Consider the following 16,562-nt stretch of genomic DNA (forward strand, 5'->3'; position numbering starts at 1 on the left):
TCCCCCCAGTGGCTGGCCTTTTTCCCCATGTAACACCCAGCGAGAGGGCGAACAAGTGTGGGGCGGCGGGGCTGGGCAGGGGAGTTTGGGGTTTTCGTTTGAAACGCACGGCTTTTACACTCTATATAGGGGGCTAGGATGGATGCGGGCTATGGCCTGCCTTGGAAAGTGGCGATGGGTTTGAGCGAACAACAGCGCAGCACGACATGGTTGGCGAGGGGCGGATTGCGCCCGACGCGGCAGCGGTTGGCTTTGGCGGGGTTGTTGGTCGGCGATGGCATGAACCGGCATGTCACGGCGGAGAGCCTCTATGCGGCGGTCGGGGTGTCTGGCGCGAAGGTGAGTTTGGCCACGGTCTACAACACGCTCAGGGCGTTTTGTGAGGCGGGGTTGCTGAACGAGGTCGTGGTGGACGGCGCGCGCAGCTATTTCGACACACGGTTGGATGATCACCCGCATTTCTACTGGGAAGACACGCACGCCTTGACCGATGCGCCTGCGGAGGAGTTGGTGATTGCGGGTCTGCCAGAGGCACCCGAGGGCATGGCGGTGAGCCGTGTCGATGTGGTGATCCGGTTGAAGCGGGCTTGAGCCTGCCCCGACTGATCTTGTCAGCCTGATCCTGCCACCAGCGGTTTTCAAATTGCGCGGCAAGCACCGCATTATTTTAGGTCGCCTGCGCGGCGTGCCGCCGCTTGTCTCCGCCGGGATGTGGCACGAGGCTCGGTTTTGCATAACAAAAGGCGCGATCTGCCCGGGGGCAGACCGCGCCATATGGCCAGCACGGGAGGAGAACTGTGCTGGCCTGTCACTGGTTACAAACTTGTGCGACTGGTTACTTCGGTAGCAAAACTTTGTTCACGACTTGGATCACGCCATTCGACTGTTCCACGTCGGAAATGGTGACTTTGCCCGCGGCGCCGGATTCGTCGTAGATATAGAGACTACCGCCCTTCATCTTGGCCGAGAGATGATCGCCCGACAGGGTGGTCATGTTGAAATAACCGTCTTTCGAGGCTTTGGCTTTCTTCGCCATCTGCGCGGTGGTGTAATGGCCTGCGACCACATGCGCGGTGAGGATTTTTGTCAGCATGGCTTTGTTTTCGGGCTTCAGCAGCGTGTCAACCGTGCCTGCGGGAAGCGCTGCGAAGGCGTCATTGACCGGGGCAAACACTGTGAACGGGCCAGCCCCTTGCAGCGCATCGACCAGACCTGCGGCTTTGACGGCGGCGACGAGGGTGGTGTGATCTTTTGAGTTCACTGCATTTTCGACGATGTTTTTATTTTCATACATCGCAGCGCCGCCGACCATCGGGTTTTCCGCGAGTGCGGGGCCAGAGATCAACGCGAAGGCAAGGACGAGAGCAGAGGTTTTCGCAGAGGTTTTCATGGCAGCTTCCCTTTCAATCGGCCGGTTGATTCCGTGCCGTATGAAAGGGAAACGAGGGTGCGGGCCGGGAAGTTTCAGCCGTCCCGGTGCGTTCACGCTTTCGTGATCTTAGTTAGCCCCGGCCTTACTGGCCGAGCTTCTTGATGCGGCCCTCGACTACGGGTTTCACCGTGCCGAGTTTTTCGACATAGCGCATGACATCTGTGGCGACGAGATTGCCCGCCCCGGTGTCGGTGATCAGACGACCCCCACCTAGGCTGCTGTAGCCATCGCCACCGCCGAGAATGTAGTCGTTGACCGCGACTTTGTAGAGCGCATCGGGGTTCAGGGCGGTGCCATTTACCATCACCTCAGAGACCCGGGCACCGGGTTCGGCGGAGGCGTCATAGCTGAAGGTCACGCCCGAGACCTGCGCAAAACGGCCTGCGCCTTTTTCGACCTGTGACACGGCATTTTCCAGCGCACCAAGCAACTGGCTGCCCGGCAGCTCGGTCAGCACGGTGACATTGCCGAACGGCAGTTCGGTCAGAATGTCGCGGCGGGTCAGTTTGCTGCCTGCGTCATAGGTGCGATCAGCCCGAATGCCGCCGCTGTTCATGATCGCTACATCTGCGCCGGTGGCGTCGCGCATCGCATCGGCGATCAGGTTGCCCATCGCGGATTCCTCGGCCCGCACCACGTTGCGGCGGCTGTCGAGCGGGGTTTCGGTGGTGCCGATCTCGACGTTCAGGGTTTCATCAAGGCCAGCGGAGAGTTTATCGACCATGGCCTGCGTCTCGGGATCAGGGGCGACGGTGGCGGTGTCGATGAAGCGGAAGGCCGGGGTCCAGGCGATGGTGCGCTTGCCGTCTTTCTCGCCCACCTCAACCGTCAGATCGACGGGGCTTAGGAACTGGCCGTCCAGTGAGGTTTCGACATAGACGGTGACGCCATCATAGGCGGTGGCATAGGAATGGTCGTCGCCCGACAGGATCACATCGAAGACGTGCGATTTCAGCAGCTTGCGGTCATTGTCCATATCTGTCTGCACCACACCGACCACGATATCGGCCCCATCCGCGCGGGCGGCTTTGGCGGCTTTGATCGCGGTATCGACGGTGGGCAGGAATTTCAGATCCTCGGTTGAGGCGACCGAGGGCGAGGTGTCTTGCGCCACCGGGATCAGGGCGACTTTCAGCCCTGCGATGTCCTTGACCGTCACCCCGCCGACGCCTTCCAAGCCTGAGCCATCCGCATTGGTGATGTTGATCGCGGCCCATGGGTATTTTGAGGCTTTGACCTTTTCAAGGAAGTTCGCCGGGCCAAAGTCAAATTCATGATTGCCGGGAACCGCCAGATTGAAGGGCACGATATTGGTCAGATCAATGGTGTTTTGGCCCTTATCGAAGCCCGACAGCAAGGAGGGCGACAGCATATCGCCGTCAAAAAGGTAAAGCGTGTTGGGGTTGGCGGCGCGCTCGGCCTTTGCCACCGCGTTCAGGCGGGCAAAGCCGCCCCGACCGTCTTCCTCGGTGAAGTTATAGACATCGCCGACACCCAGCAGGGTGAGTTTCACGGTTTCGGCTTGTGCGCTCAGCGGCAACAAGGCGGTGGCGGACAACAGGGCGGCACGGATGCTTTGCGACAGGGGCATGGCGATCTCCACTTCGGGATTGGATGCGGGTACAGTGCAACCTGAGCTTGAGTCTGTCAAAGCCCGGATTTCTGGAGCATTGGGCTTGGCGGTGACGCGCTGATGACAGATGCTTGACCGAAAGCTTAGGGCAGGGCATGAGGCGGTCATGCTGATTTACAAGATATTCCTGCGCGTCGAATGGGACGCTTTTCGCGACGCTGGCGAGACGGCGGGTGCGCCTGTTGATCTGGCGGATGGCTTTGTGCATTTCTCGGCCGCCCCGCAACTGGCCGAGACGGCAGCGAAGTATTTCGCGGATGTGTCTGATCTGGTGCTGGTGGCTTGTGATGCCGACCGGCTGGGGGCGACGCTGAAATGGGAAGCGTCGCGCGGCGGATCGCTGTTTCCGCATCTCTATCGGCATTTGGTTTTGGCCGATGTGGTGTGGGACAAATCGCTGCCTTTGGGGGCGGCGGGGCATATCTTCCCGGAGGGCGTGTTTTGAGCGTGATTGAGGCTTTGGGGCTGGCGGTTTTGCATCGGTTTGACCCCGAGCGCGCGCATGGGTTGTCGTTGAAAGCACTGTCGGCGGGGCTGGTGCCTTTGCCGGGGGTGATTACGTCGGATCGGTTGCGGACGACGGTTGCGGGGTTGGATTTGCCCAATCCGGTCGGGCTGGCGGCGGGGTTTGACAAGAATGCCACGGTGGTGGGGCCTTTGTCCCGCGCGGGGTTCGGCTTTGTCGAGGTGGGGGCTGCGACGCCGCGCCCGCAGCCGGGCAATCCGCAGCCTCGGCTGTTTCGGCTCACGGAAGATCGGGCGGCGATCAATCGGTTTGGCTTTAACAATGAGGGAGCCGAGGCGATTGGGGCGCGGCTTTCCGCAAGGGTGCGGGGGCCGGTTCCGGTGGGGCTGAACCTAGGGGCGAATAAGGATTCGGCGGATAGGGCGCAGGATTTCGCGCGGGTGCTGGCGGTCTGCGGACCGCATGTCGATTTTGCGACGGTGAATGTGAGCTCACCGAATACCGAGAAACTGCGGGATTTGCAGGGGCGGGCGGCCTTGTCGGCGCTGCTGGCGGGTGTGATGCAGACGCGGGCGGAATTGGCGCGGCCAATCCCGGTGTTTTTGAAGATCGCGCCGGATTTGAATGAGGATGAACTGGCCGAGATTGCCGAGGTTGCGCTGGCGTCGGGGGTGGCGGGGATCATTGCCACCAATACGACTTTGTCGCGCGAAGGTTTGGTAAGCGCTGATAAGGCCCAGATGGGCGGACTTTCGGGGGCGCCGTTGTTTGAAAAGTCGACGCGGGTGCTGGCGCAACTCTCGGCTCTGACCGAAGGCAAGCTGCCGCTGATCGGGGTCGGCGGCATTGCCGGCGCCGAGGAGGCGTTTGTGAAGATCCTCGTTGGGGCCTCGGCGGTGCAATTTTATACCGCGATGGTGTATCAGGGGATTTCCTTGGCGGCGAAGATCGCGCGGGGCTTGGATGCGCTGCTGGAACGGGAGGGTTATGCCTCGGTCGCCGATGCGGTGGGCAAGGGGCGGGCGCAATGGCTGTAAGCTTTCGAGACGCTATTCGTGCAGATGTGGCGGCTGTGGTGGCGCTGCTGGCCGATGATCCACTGGGGCAGGCGCGGGAAAGTGGGGATCTTGCGCCCTATCTCGCGGCTTTCGATGAGATCGCGGCCAATCCAATGCATCAGTTGATTGTGGGCGAGAGCGACGGGCGGATTGTCGCGACCTGCCAGTTGACGACTTTGGCGGGCCTGTCACGGCAAGGGGCGAAGCGGGCGCTGGTGGAAGCGGTGCGGGTGGTGGCCGATCTGCGCGGGCAACGCATTGGCGAGGCGTTGATGGCGGAATGTGAGGTGCGGGCACGGGCGGCGGGGGCGAATGTGATCCAGCTGACCACCGACAAAACCCGGCTGCGGGCGCATGCGTTTTATGATCGGCTTGGGTTTTTGCCCTCTCATATCGGCTACAAAAAGACCCTCTAAGCCCATCCTCTGCGCTCAAATATCCTCGGGGGTGAGCCCGATAGGGCGAGGGGGCCGGAAGGCCCCTTTTCCCCGGCGATCAAGGGCGCTACACCCTTTGCAACAAACGGGGAGATCAGCGATGGAAGACGGCATCAACAGCTTTATGACCGGGCCGGATGAACAGGGCCGCTTTGGCAAGTTCGGCGGGCGGTTTGTGTCGGAAACCCTGATGCCGCTGATCCTTGATCTGGAAGAACGCTACGAATTCGCCAAGACCGATCCGACGTTCTGGGCGGAAATGGATGATCTGTGGAAGCATTATGTCGGGCGGCCCTCGCCTTTGTATTTCGCACCCCGGCTGACCGCGCATCTTGGCGGCGCCAAGGTCTATATGAAGCGCGACGAGCTGAACCACACCGGCGCGCATAAGATCAACAACGTGCTGGGGCAGATCATTCTGGCCCGCCGGATGGGGAAAACACGGATCATCGCAGAGACCGGCGCTGGGCAGCATGGCGTGGCGACGGCGACGGTTTGCGCGAAGTTCGGGCTGAAATGCGTGGTCTATATGGGCGCGCATGATGTGGAACGGCAGGCGCCGAACGTGTTTCGGATGCGGCTGCTCGGGGCGGAGGTTATTCCGGTGACTTCGGGCCGTGGCACGCTGAAGGATGCGATGAACGATGCGCTGCGCGATTGGGTGACCAATGTGCGCGACACGTTCTATTGCATCGGCACGGTGGCGGGGCCGCATCCCTATCCGGCGATGGTGCGGGATTTCCAAAGCATCATCGGCAAGGAAGTGCGTTGGCAGTTGGCGGAACAAGAGGGCGAAGGCCGTTTGCCTGATACTTTGGTGGCGGCGATTGGTGGTGGTTCGAACGCGATGGGGCTGTTCTTCCCGTTCTTGGACGATCCGTCGGTGAATATCATTGGCGTCGAGGCGGGCGGCAAAGGGGTTGACGACCGGATGCAGCATTGCGCTTCACTGACGGGCGGTCGCCCCGGTGTGCTGCATGGCAACCGCACCTATCTGTTGCAGGACAATGACGGGCAGATTCTGGAAGGCTTCTCGATCTCGGCGGGGTTGGATTATCCGGGGATCGGGCCGGAGCATTCTTGGCTGCATGACATGGGTCGGGCGCAATATGTCAGCATCACCGATGCCGAGGCTTTGGAGGCGTTTCAGCTGTCTTGCAAGCTGGAGGGGATCATCCCGGCGTTGGAGCCGAGCCATGCCCTCGCGCATGTGATGAAGATCGCGCCGACGCTGCCGAAGGACCATATCATTGTGATGAACATGTGTGGGCGCGGCGACAAGGATATCTTCACCGTCGCCAAGCACCTTGGCTTTGATATGAAGATCTGAAGCCGGATTGAACGTTGAAGGGCCGCGCCGATGCAGATTGGCGCGGCTTTTCGTTGTGCTGCCCGAATCACTCTGCTGCCCGGTCAGACCATGGTCTTAGTATGGGCGCGGAAGCTTCAGACCAATGTCTTAAGCATTTGATATAGGCTTATTTTTCTGGATTTTCGAGGATAGTTTTCCGCTATGCTTCTGGCGCTGCCTTTCGCCATAACCCGCGCTTACGTCGGGTTTTGCCTAAACTGCGGTTTATATCCGCAAACTCTGGGCTGATCTGATCGGGCTAAACTCTGCGCCAATAGGCAGCGGCGGTTTGGGCTGTCATCGCTGAACCTGTCGCCGGATGCGGCTTCGTTTGGCAGTTCAGCAAAGTTAGGAACACAGGATGATACGGACAGCGAAACCCTTGATTTTCACGGTCATACTCGGCTTTTCTGCCAGCATGGCGCATGCGATCACCGTGGCGGATGTGGTGAAAACCTATCAGGACCAAGCCTATTCGGCCATCGAGGTCAAGGAAAGCCCGAACCAGATCAAGGTTGAGGCCGCCAAAGATGGCGTCAAGGTCGAGGTGGTTTATGACAAAGCCACGGGTGAGGTGATCAAACACGAATCCCAAACCGTTGGGGCGGGTGAGACGAATAGCGGTTTGGAAGTATCGAGCACCGATCACGATTTTACGGGTGACGACAGTGCCGATGACAACAGCGCGTCGGATGATGGCCCGGATCATGATGCAGGCGACGACAATGGCGGCACCGGCCACGACGGCACCGGCCACGACGACAGCGGCCATGACGACAGCGGCCATGATGGTGGCGGCGAGGGCAGCTCAGACGATTGAGACCGGTTTTGCATGGACTAAGCCCCCCGGCCTTGCCGGGGGGCTTGGCATGGGTGATAATGTGGGTGCAGCCGGGGCAGGTTTAGGCCTCGAAGGGAAACGGGATGAACCGCAGAGTTTTCTTAGGGCGCAGAGCTTTCTTGGGGCAGTGCGCTGGCGGCGTGCTTGGCGCTGTCTTTATGGCCAGCGCCGCGCGCGCGGACAGCTTTCAAAGCTCGGTGGTGGCGCAGTTGCGCGGCCAAGGCTACCGCGAGATCAATGTGGAAACCACGATGCTGGGGCGGGTGCGGATTGTCGCTGCGCGCGGTGGGGCCTCGCGCGAGATCATCCTGAACCCGCGCACAGGTGAGATTTTGCGCGATGTTTTGCTGGCCGAGGATGGTCGGGTGGTGCCGGAGATTGCGGGCGGCGATAATTCGGGCAAAGGCAGCTCGCAGGGTGATGGGTCGGATAGCAGCGGATCAGGCGATGACGGGTCAGATGATAATGGCTCTGACAGCAGCGGGTCAGGCGATAACGGATCAGGTGATAATGGCTCGGAGGATCATGACTCGGGCGATGATGGTTCGCAGGATCACGGCGATTCCGATAACAGCGGTTCGGGCAAAGGTGGCAACGAGAACTAAGTTGCGCGGGTCGGTGACGGGGCCGCGCAGAATAATTTATCGTGGAAAATTTGGAGCGTAAGTGAGACATCCGGCTTTCGTCTTTGCGATCTTTCTGTTGCAGGCGGCTTGCGCGATTTTTTTCGTGTCAGATATTTTGTCGTCTTTTGTCGGCATCACCACCACGCCGCTGCCGTGGGAGCTGCGCGAGATCATGGAGATCTGGGCGGCGTTTGGGCTGATTGTCGGCGTGGTTTTGGGCGCGATCCTGTTGCGCCGGGCGATTGTGGATCGGCGTGAGGCTGAAACCCGGCTGCGGCGGGCCTCGGGCGCGTTCATGGTGCTGTTGGCCGAGCGGTTTGCCGAATGGGGACTGACCCCGGCGGAAAAGGACGTGGCTTTGTTCGCGATCAAGGGCATGTCTACTGGCGAGATTGCGGCTTTGCGCAGCACGTCTGAGGGCACTGTGAAAGCACAGACCAATGCGATTTACCGCAAGGCGGGGGTCAGCGGGCGCTCGCAACTTCTGTCGCTGTTCATCGAGGATCTGATGCGGGATGAAGATGGCACCTTGCGGCTGCCAGTACCGCAAACCGCTGCGTGATCAGTCGGCAGGCCAATCAGTCGGCGGCGTAGGTTTGCAGGATTTGCAAGGCCACCACATCCAGCGTGCGTTGGTGGGTGGATTTCAGCAAGATTTGCGGGGCGACGCCTTCTTCATGTGCTTGCAGGAAGCGGCCCGCGCACAGGCACCATTGATCGCCCGGCTTGAGGCCCGCAAAGCCGTATTCGGGGCGCGGGGTGGACAGATCATTGCCTAAGTATTTGGAATAGGCCAGAAACTCTGCTGTCATCAGCGCGCAAACGGTGTGCAGGCCTTGGTCCATCGGTCCGGTGTTGCAGCAGCCATCGCGGAAAAACCCGGTGACGGGGGCAGTGGAGCAGCTTTCCAAAACGCTGCCAAGCACGTTGAGAGAGGGGTCACGCATCGGGTTTCCTTTGTCTGTAGCCTAGCGCGCTGGCTGCTGCTGTCCAGCGGTTTGCGGCCAGTGCATCCCGGCGACGGCGGGTAGCATGGTGCCTGAGACCAGCGCCGTCAGCATCCGGTTGATCGGCCACAGCGTCGCCATTGGAGCCAGCAGGTGATCGCGCAGTAGCGGCTGGGTGGTGCTGGCGGATTGATACATCGGCGTGAAGGCGGCGGACATCGCCTGATAGGCGCGGACATGCCAGCGGCGCATTTGGGCGTAGCGGGGCAGGGCCTCGCTCAGCGGCAGGCGCAGGGCTTCGCGCAGCGCGAAGGCATCCAGCAGCGCCATATTGGCCCCTTGGCCAAGTTGAGGGCTGGCGCGGTGGGCGGAATCGCCGATGAACGCCAGCGCTTCGCCGTAGGGGCGGCGCAGGGTGCCGTGGCTGTAGCGGGCGGGGGTGAGGTCGGCGGGGGAGCGCAGGGTGGTGAGGAACGGGGCCATTTGCGGCCAAAGCTGGGTAACTTCGGCTTTCCATTGTCTCAGGTCTTGGCTGGGCCAATCGTCCAGCTTGGCGCGGGGCAGTGACCAGAACACGGCGGCATGCTGCGTCGGGTTGCCGTGAAGTTGGCCGATCGGCAGCACGCCAGCCATGTTGCGGGCGGCTTGGTAGCGTTGCGTCAACTGATCGCGCGGCAGGTCGGTGTCTGTCGGCCAAGGCACGGTGCCCCAGACCGCGCCGAAGCTCAGTGGGCGGGCCTGCATCGGCGAGAGTGTCGAGCCCGCACCTGAGGCGTCGATCACCAGATCGAACGGGCCGAGTGGGTCGGCATTATCCCGCAGGATCAGGCGTTTGCCGTTGGAAAGCGGGGCGTCATGGCAGGCCGCGCCTGTTTCCATGCTGATGCCTGCGGCGGTGGCGGCCTGCCAGAGCAGCGAGAACAGGCTGGCGCGGTGGATGGCAAGGCCGGGGGCATCGGGTTTGTAGGCGACATCGAGGACTTTGCGTTTCCGGCGTGGCCCAGCATTTGGGTGATGGATGCCCCGAACGCGCGGACGTCTGCGCCGATTGTCTCCAGCACCGCAAGGCCTACGGGTTGCAGCACGAGGCCGGAGCCGAGCGGCTGGGGGGTGGCAAAACGCTCCACCAGCGTGACGCGGTGGCCGGATTGGGCGCAAAGGGCGGCTGCGGCCAAACCGCCGATGCCTGCGCCGACGATGCCGATGGTTAGCGGGGGGAATTGGCTGCTCATAGCCGCATTTGTGCGGGTTATTTCAGCGGCGGCAAGGCCTTATCGGGTGGGATATTCCCCACTGTGCAGAGCGGTTGGCTGCGGCTAGTGTACCGAAAACGTGTGGGGGATCGCGGATGGACGGGTTGCTGGTTCTGCTGGCCTTGGTGGCGCTTGCCATTCCGGTGATGATTATCGTGCTGCTGGTGGGGCAAAGCGGCTTGCGCAGGCGGGTTGGTGATTTGGAACGGCAGTTGGCGGCGCAAGGGGCGCGGTTGCAGGCGATGCTGGGCGCGGGGAATGTGGCGCAAGCGCCCGCGCCGGGTGGGGTTGCGGCTGCGGTGATGGCTGAGACGGCAGTAGCTGAGACGGTTGTAGCTGAGACTGTGGCGGTTGATCCGGTTGTGAATGAAGCGGGCTCCGCTGAGGTTGACGCGGCTGCGCCTGTTGTCGAAGGCGAGGCTGCGGGGGTGGATGCCGTGCGCCCGATGACGCCGTGGGAGCGGGCGGCTGCGCGTGGTGTGGCCGCGACACCTGCCGCGCCTGCGCCTGTGGCTGTGCTGTTGCCTGCGGGGCCGAGTGTGTTTTCGCGTCTGGCGGATTGGTTAAAGGCGAATTGGGTTTACGCGATCTCGGCGGCCTCGCTGGCGTTGGCGGGGGTGTTTTTTGTGCAATATGGCATTGAAAACGGGCTGTTGCCGCCGGGGCTGCGGGTATTGGCGGGGATTGCCTTTGGTCTGTGTCTGATCGGCGCGGGCGAGTGGCTGCGGCGCAGGTCGGGCGATGGTGAGGACGTCTCGACCGCCTATCTGCCCTCGGTGTTCGCAGGCGCTGGGCTGGTGTCGGTGTTCGCCGCCGTGCTGTCGGCGCGGCTGATGTATGGGCTGATCGGGCCACAGATGGCCTTTGCGGGGCTGGGGACGACGGCGGTGTTGGCGCTGCTGCTCGGGTGGTTCTATGGGCCGTTGCTGATCGCGGTGGGCCTGCTGGGCGCGTTTGCAGCACCCTTTGTGGTGGCGGGCGGGGCAGAGGCGGGGCCGTGGCTTTATGGTTACTTCGCTTTGATCGCGGCTTTGGGGCTGGGGGTCGATACTTTGCGGCGCTGGGCTTGGGTTTCGGTGCTGGCGCTGGTGCTGGGCTACGCGGGCGGCTGGATGTCGATGGTGGCGGGCGCGGGGGTGCCGGGCTGGGTGGCGCTGCTGCTGGGGCTGGCGCTGCTGGCGGTGGCTATCCCTGAGCGCGGCTTGGTGCCACGGCAAGACGGGCCGTCGGTGCTGCTGGCGGGGATGCTCGGCAAGCTGCGGCCACCGTTCCCGGTGCTGTTGGCGGCGGGGGCGGCTTTGGCCTCGACGGCTGGCTTGGTGCTGCTGGCGGGGGCGACGGGGGCCGAGGCGATGCTGGCTTTGGGCGGGCTTGCGCTGTTGGCGCTGGCTTATGTTGTGTGGGCCGAGAAGGCCGAGGGGCTGGCCGATCTGGGTTTTGTGCCTGCAGTGGGATTCTGGTTGATGCTGGTGCAGATCGGCTCGGCGCGGATGCCGCTGTTTTGGGATTTTCTGGGCGCGGCGGATCGCGGGCCTGAGGTGGCCGCGCCGATGACGATCACTTGGTTGGTGGGGATGGCGGCGCTGATTTCGGGCGCTTTCGCGTGGAGATCGCGGCAGGAGGGGGTGTTGGCCTTGCTGCACGGGGCGGCGGCGGCCTTGGTCGCACCTGTGGCGGTGGCGATTTTGGCTTTGCTGTGGATACCTGAGAGGGTGATTGGGGCCTATCCTTGGGCGCTGCATGTGATGGCGGTGGCGGTGGGCATGGTCGGGCTGGCGGTGCTGTTCGCGCGCGGTGCGGATCGCCGCCGCCCGGCCTATGCCACGTTGTCGGCGCTGTCGCTGATCGCCTTGGCGCTGTTTCTGGTCACCACGCATACCGCGTTGACGCTGGCTTTGGCTTTGCTGGCGCTGGTCGCGGCTGGGTTGGATCGGCGGTTTAAGCTGCCGGAAATGGGCTGGTTCATTCAAGTGGCGGTGGCGGTTTTGGGTTATCGCTTGCTGGCCGATCCGGGCTTGGATTGGGCGTTTGAGGCACCTTTGGGGCAAGTGGTGCTGGCGTTTGGCGGGGTGATTTTGGCGCTGATCGCAGCGTTGCAGATCCTGCCCGAGGGGCGGATTTTGCCGAAGGGTGTGCTGGAATCGGCGGCGGCGGGACTGGCGGCGATCTTGGCCAATGTGTTGATCATGCGGTTTATTTTGCCTTCACAGGCTCCGAGTGATGTGGAAACCCATTGGTCGGCGGGGCTGAATGCGCTGCCGTGGCTGGTGCTGATGCTGATGCAGATCTACCGCGCTCGGCTGGGCGGCGTGCTGGTGCGGTTGCGTCAGGCGATTGCCGTGGTGGCGGGGCTTCTGGCGGTGGCGGCTTTGGCGCTGGCGGTGGGGCCGTTCAACCCGCTGTTCAGCTATTCCGCCGGCGATCCGGGGGCCTTGGTGCTGGGGCCGCTGGTTTTGGATACGCTGCTGCTGGCCTATGGTGTGCCGGGGCTGATCCTGCTGGCGGCGGTGTGGAAGCTGCTGGGGCTGGGGCGGCGCTTGCGGTTGGGATTCTTGGTGGTGGGCTTGGCACTAATCGCGCTTTACCTCGGGCTGGAGATCCGGCGGTTCTGGCAGGGTGATTGGCTGGGTGCCTATGGCACCGTGCAGGGTGAGCTTTACAGCTATACCGTCGCGCTGATGCTGCTGGGGGCCGGATTGTTGTATCAGGCGATTGCGCGGCGCTCGGGTCTGCTGCGGCGGGTGGCGATGGCGGTTATTGGGTTGACGATTGCCAAGGTGTTCCTGCTGGATGCAGCGGGCCTGACGGGCCTGACACGGGTGGTCAGCTTCCTTGGGTTGGGGCTGTGTCTGGCGGGGCTCGCGTGGCTGAACCGCTGGGCGGGCGAGGTTTCAACGCAGAAACGGGACGCCTGAGTCGGTCTTGGCGCTATCGACCAGCCCATAGCGCAGGCCCCGGCCAATGCGATGGGCAAGGGTGGACCATGCTTTGGCGGTTTCGGGCGGCAGTTCGCGCGCAAGGGTGGCATCGAACTGCGCCAGCCAGGGATCGAACATGCCGGGGCGGACGTTGCCTGCGGCCTTATGCACGGCCATTGGGTTGCCGTCATAGCCGCCCTCTAACAGGATGGCGTTGCGCCAAAAACGGGCGATTTTCGCCTCGTGTGCCGGCCAGTCGGTGATGTGAGAGGCAAAAATCGGGGCCAAGGTCGGATGCGTGCGGACGGCTGCATAAAACGCCGATACAACGGCGTCGATCTGGGCGGGCGTGATCGGAAAACGTGCGAGGGGGGACATATCAGGCTCCTATCCGTCTAGGGTGCGGGTTTTCCTGCGGCGCTGCAACAGGGCGCGCTGACGCAGGGGCTTTGACCTTTCCGCGCGAGGTTTCTATAAGGCCCGCATGGACCGCATATTCGTGAGCATAATCCGAATTATCGGCCCGGCGCTCTGACGTTTCAGACGCCGGGATTCTGGTGCATTGCACCCCTCCGATACCCTCCTTCCTAAGGCCTGCGACCAAGGCCCACCTTCCAAGGACTGCCGCGATGTGCGCTGATACGACTGACTATTCCAACACCGTTTTTCTGCCCGAAACCGATTTCCCGATGCGGGCGGGCCTGCCTGCCCGCGAGCCTGATTGGCTGGCGCGTTGGGAGAAGATCGGGGTTTACGACCGCCTGCGCGAAAAGGCCGTGGCGGATGCCCGCACGCCGTTCACCCTGCATGACGGCCCGCCCTACGCCAACGGCCATCTGCACATCGGCCATGCGCTGAACAAAATCCTGAAGGATATGGTGGTGCGCTCGCAGCAGATGATGGGCAAAGACGCCCGTTATGTGCCGGGTTGGGATTGCCACGGCCTGCCGATTGAGTGGAAGATCGAAGAACAATACCGCGCCAAGGGTCTGAACAAGGACGACGTGGATGTGGTGGCCTTCCGTCAGGAATGCCGCAAGTTTGCCGAGGGCTGGATCGACGTGCAACGCTCGGAATTCAAGCGGCTGGGCGTGACGGGGAAGTGGGAAAAGCCATATCTCACGATGGATTACCACGCCGAGGCGGTGATCGCGGATGAGTTTATGAAATTCGTGAGCAACGGGTCTTTGTATCAGGGGTCGAAGCCTGTGATGTGGTCGCCGGTGGAGAAAACGGCCTTGGCCGAGGCGGAGATCGAGTATCACGATCATACCAGCCACACGATCTGGGTGCGGTTTAAGCCGCATTCAGTTCCACAGCACAATGACACCGACTTGCGGACGCACGAAGATTTGCGTCAGGCATCTGTCGTGATCTGGACGACGACACCTTGGACCATCCCTCAGAACCGGGCTATCGCGTTTAATCCTACCATTCAATATGGCCTTTACGAGGTTGCCGAAGTTGCCGAAAACTCGACGGCCAAAGCTGGAGAACTTTTAGTTCTCGCAAATAAACTTGCTGAAGGCGTGATGTCGGCTGCAAAAGTTACGCAATTTGTTAAGCGTCGGGACGTTCCAGCAGTTCAATTGGAGCAGATGGACTTTGCCCATCCCTATCGCGGCATTGAAGGCGGAGATAGCGAGTGGGATTATAATGTCCCGATGATCGCTGGCGATCATGTCACTGACGACGCAGGCACGGGCTTTGTTCACACCGCCCCCAGCCACGGCGATGACGACTATCAGATGGGCCTCAAGTTCCAGCTGCCGATGACCTATAACGTCGAAGCCGATGGATCATATCGCGCCGATCTGCCGCTGTTCGGCGGCCAGTTCATCATCAATGCCGAGGGCAAAGAGGGTGCGGCCAACGTCAGCAATATCAAGGCCCTGCACGCGCAAGGGGCGCTGCTGGCCAAGGGTAAGGTCAAGCACTCCTACCCGCATTCCTGGCGATCGAAGGCTCCGGTGATCTACCGCAACACGCCGCAGTGGTTTGTCGCCATCGATAAGCCGCTGGACGACGGCATGTCGACTTATGGCGATACGATCCGCAAACGGGCGCTGAACTCGATCAATCAGTTGGTGACGTGGACGCCGATTGCGGGGCGGAACCGTTTGCATTCGATGATTGAGGCGCGGCCGGATTGGGTGCTGTCGCGCCAACGTGCTTGGGGCGTGCCGCTGACCTGCTTTACCAAAGTGGGGGCGAAACCGACCGATGCGGACTTCCTGTTGCGCAATCAAGACGTGAATGCGCGGATCAAGGAGGCGTTCGAGGCTGAAGGCGCGGATGTTTGGTATGTGCAAGGATTCAAGGAAAAGATGCTGCATGGCATCGTGGGTCCGTCGCAATATAACCAAGTGTTCGACGTGCTGGACGTGTGGTTTGACAGCGGCTCGACCCATGCTTTCGTGCTGCGCGACCGTGAGGATGGCTCGGCTGACGGCATTGCCGATCTTTACCTTGAGGGCACCGACCAGCACCGCGGCTGGTTCCATAGCTCGATGCTGCAGGCCTGTGGCACCAAGGGCCGCGCGCCGTATCGCGGTGTGCTGACGCATGGGTTTACGCTGGACGAGAAGGGCATGAAAATGTCCAAATCGGTAGGCAATACGGTCGCCCCGCAAGCGGTAATTGATGAGTATGGCGCGGATATTCTGCGGCTTTGGGTGGCGTTGTCGGATTACACCGTCGATCTGCGCATCGGCAAGGAAATCCTGAAAGGCGTCGCCGACAGCTATCGCCGTTTACGCAATACGATGCGGTTTTTGCTGGGGAATTTGGCGGGGTTTACCGAGGCCGAAAAGGTCGCCCATGCCGATATGCCAGAACTGGAGCAGTGGGTTTTGCACCGTCTGGCCGAGTTGGATGCTGAGGTGCGGGCCGGTTATGCGCGCTACGATTTCCAAGGCGTGTTCCAGAAACTGTTCACCTTTGCCACCACCGATCTGTCGGCGATCTACTTCGATATCCGCAAGGATTGCCTCTATTGCGACCCCGCAGACAGCCAACGCCGCCGCGCCGCCCGCACGGTGTTGGACATCGTGTTCCACCGTTTGACCACTTGGCTCGCCCCAGTGCTGGTGTTCACGATGGAGGAGGTTTGGCTTTGCCGCTTCCCCGGGGATCAATCCTCGGTGCATCTGGTGGATATGCCGGAAACTCCCGTCGAATGGCTGAACCCAGCGCTGGCCGCCAAGTGGGAAGGTATCCGCATCGCCCGCCGCGTGGTCACCGGCGCGCTGGAAGTGCAGCGCACGGCGAAGGTGATTGGGGCCAGCCTTGAGGCCGCGCCCGTGGTGCATGTGGCGGATATGGCGATCTTAGCGGCGTTGAAATCGCTGGATTTTGCGGAACTTTGCATCACCTCGGATCTGCAACTGACCGCCGATCCTGAACCGGCTGAGGCGTTCCGGTTGCCGGATACGCCGGGCATCGGCGTGGTGTTTGAGCGGGCGGAGGGTGAGAAATGTCAACGTTGCTGGCGGATTTTGCCAGACGTGGGCAGCCACAAACACCCCGGTACCTGCAAACGGTGCAACGACGCGCTGGGCTAAGCAAACCGCCGCCGCCTTGGACTTGATCCGGGGCGTT

At 61.9% G+C, this 16,562-nt stretch carries 16 protein-coding genes; 10 read left to right on the plus strand and 6 right to left on the minus strand.

Translation table 11 applies throughout. The annotated features are described in order from the left end of the window. The first annotated feature begins 138 nt into the window (after positions 1-138). On the plus strand, positions 139-591 hold the full coding sequence (gene irrA / locus ACS5RD_RS07520) for an iron response transcriptional regulator IrrA (RefSeq protein WP_489930660.1): 453 nt from the start codon (positions 139-141) through the stop codon (positions 589-591). Positions 592-835: 244 nt separating this feature from the next. Here irrA and ACS5RD_RS07525 read toward each other — a convergent pair whose 3' ends face one another. Together ACS5RD_RS07525 and ACS5RD_RS07530 are read right to left on the minus strand one after the other, a co-directional pair. After that, positions 836-1,390: a fasciclin domain-containing protein gene (locus ACS5RD_RS07525; RefSeq protein ID WP_489930661.1), complete on the minus strand. Its 555-nt coding sequence runs from the start codon at positions 1,388-1,390 to the stop codon at positions 836-838. A 124-nt stretch (positions 1,391-1,514) separates the two neighbouring features. Then, positions 1,515-3,023 carry a bifunctional metallophosphatase/5'-nucleotidase gene (locus ACS5RD_RS07530; protein ID WP_489930662.1) on the minus strand — a complete coding sequence of 503 codons (1,509 nt, stop codon included), beginning with the start codon at positions 3,021-3,023 and terminating at the stop codon, positions 1,515-1,517. A 148-nt stretch (positions 3,024-3,171) separates the two neighbouring features. On the opposite strand from ACS5RD_RS07530, the gene ACS5RD_RS07535 reads away from it, so the two are divergent. The 7 genes from ACS5RD_RS07535 to ACS5RD_RS07565 all read left to right on the plus strand — a co-directional run bounded on the left by ACS5RD_RS07535 (position 3,172) and on the right by ACS5RD_RS07565 (position 8,406). Continuing rightward, entirely contained in the window at positions 3,172-3,510 is a 339-nt protein-coding gene (locus ACS5RD_RS07535; protein ID WP_489930663.1) for a DUF952 domain-containing protein, read from the plus strand. Beyond that, positions 3,507-4,568: a quinone-dependent dihydroorotate dehydrogenase gene (locus tag ACS5RD_RS07540; RefSeq protein ID WP_489930664.1), complete on the plus strand. Its 1,062-nt coding sequence runs from the start codon at positions 3,507-3,509 to the stop codon at positions 4,566-4,568. The genes ACS5RD_RS07535 and ACS5RD_RS07540 overlap by 4 nt, the downstream gene beginning before the upstream one ends. Further along, a complete protein-coding gene (locus tag ACS5RD_RS07545; RefSeq protein ID WP_489930665.1) occupies positions 4,559-5,005 on the plus strand; it encodes a GNAT family N-acetyltransferase in 447 nt (148 codons plus the stop codon). Before ACS5RD_RS07540 ends, ACS5RD_RS07545 begins: the two co-directional genes overlap by 10 nt. Before the next feature lie 121 nt (positions 5,006-5,126). Further along, entirely contained in the window at positions 5,127-6,356 is a 1,230-nt protein-coding gene (gene trpB / locus ACS5RD_RS07550) for a tryptophan synthase subunit beta (RefSeq protein WP_054005761.1), read from the plus strand. Positions 6,357-6,738: 382 nt separating this feature from the next. Beyond that, positions 6,739-7,197 (plus strand): PepSY domain-containing protein, encoded by a 459-nt coding sequence (locus ACS5RD_RS07555; protein ID WP_489930666.1) that lies wholly within the window; start codon positions 6,739-6,741, stop codon positions 7,195-7,197. A 179-nt stretch (positions 7,198-7,376) separates the two neighbouring features. Further along, positions 7,377-7,823 (plus strand): hypothetical protein, encoded by a 447-nt coding sequence (locus ACS5RD_RS07560; RefSeq protein ID WP_489930667.1) that lies wholly within the window; start codon positions 7,377-7,379, stop codon positions 7,821-7,823. A 61-nt stretch (positions 7,824-7,884) separates the two neighbouring features. After that, entirely contained in the window at positions 7,885-8,406 is a 522-nt protein-coding gene (locus tag ACS5RD_RS07565; protein WP_082351548.1) for a helix-turn-helix transcriptional regulator, read from the plus strand. Between the two features lie 16 nt (positions 8,407-8,422). On the opposite strand, the gene ACS5RD_RS07570 is transcribed toward ACS5RD_RS07565, so the two are convergent. Genes ACS5RD_RS07570 through ACS5RD_RS07580 form a run of 3 tightly spaced genes read right to left on the minus strand, consistent with a single transcriptional unit; the run spans position 8,423 to position 10,023 of the window. Next, positions 8,423-8,791, minus strand: coding sequence for a DUF2237 family protein (locus tag ACS5RD_RS07570; protein WP_489930668.1), 369 nt, complete (start codon positions 8,789-8,791; stop codon positions 8,423-8,425). 21 nt (positions 8,792-8,812) lie between these two features. Then, positions 8,813-9,670 carry an FAD-dependent oxidoreductase gene (locus tag ACS5RD_RS07575; protein WP_489930669.1) on the minus strand — a complete coding sequence of 286 codons (858 nt, stop codon included), beginning with the start codon at positions 9,668-9,670 and terminating at the stop codon, positions 8,813-8,815. After that, entirely contained in the window at positions 9,616-10,023 is a 408-nt protein-coding gene (locus tag ACS5RD_RS07580) for an NAD(P)-binding protein (protein WP_489930670.1), read from the minus strand. Before ACS5RD_RS07580 ends, ACS5RD_RS07575 begins: the two co-directional genes overlap by 55 nt. 116 nt (positions 10,024-10,139) lie before the next feature. Between ACS5RD_RS07580 and ACS5RD_RS07585 the strand changes: the two genes are divergently transcribed. Further along, complete coding sequence (locus tag ACS5RD_RS07585) at positions 10,140-12,959, plus strand: DUF2339 domain-containing protein (protein WP_489930671.1); 2,820 nt, start codon at positions 10,140-10,142, stop codon at positions 12,957-12,959. On the opposite strand, the gene ACS5RD_RS07590 is transcribed toward ACS5RD_RS07585, so the two are convergent. Then, positions 12,936-13,340, minus strand: a complete 405-nt coding sequence (locus ACS5RD_RS07590; RefSeq protein WP_489930672.1) for a group III truncated hemoglobin — start codon at positions 13,338-13,340, stop codon at positions 12,936-12,938. The genes ACS5RD_RS07585 and ACS5RD_RS07590 overlap by 24 nt on opposite strands. A 251-nt stretch (positions 13,341-13,591) precedes the next feature. Here ACS5RD_RS07590 and ileS point away from each other — a divergent pair, with 251 nt between their 5' ends. Beyond that, the gene (gene ileS / locus ACS5RD_RS07595; RefSeq protein ID WP_489930673.1) at positions 13,592-16,525 is read left to right on the plus strand and encodes an isoleucine--tRNA ligase; all 2,934 of its coding nucleotides are present in this window, start codon (positions 13,592-13,594) and stop codon (positions 16,523-16,525) included. The last annotated feature ends 37 nt before the right edge of the window (positions 16,526-16,562 follow it).

The sequence above is a fragment of the Cypionkella sp. PAMC25878 genome (genome assembly GCF_058135695.1).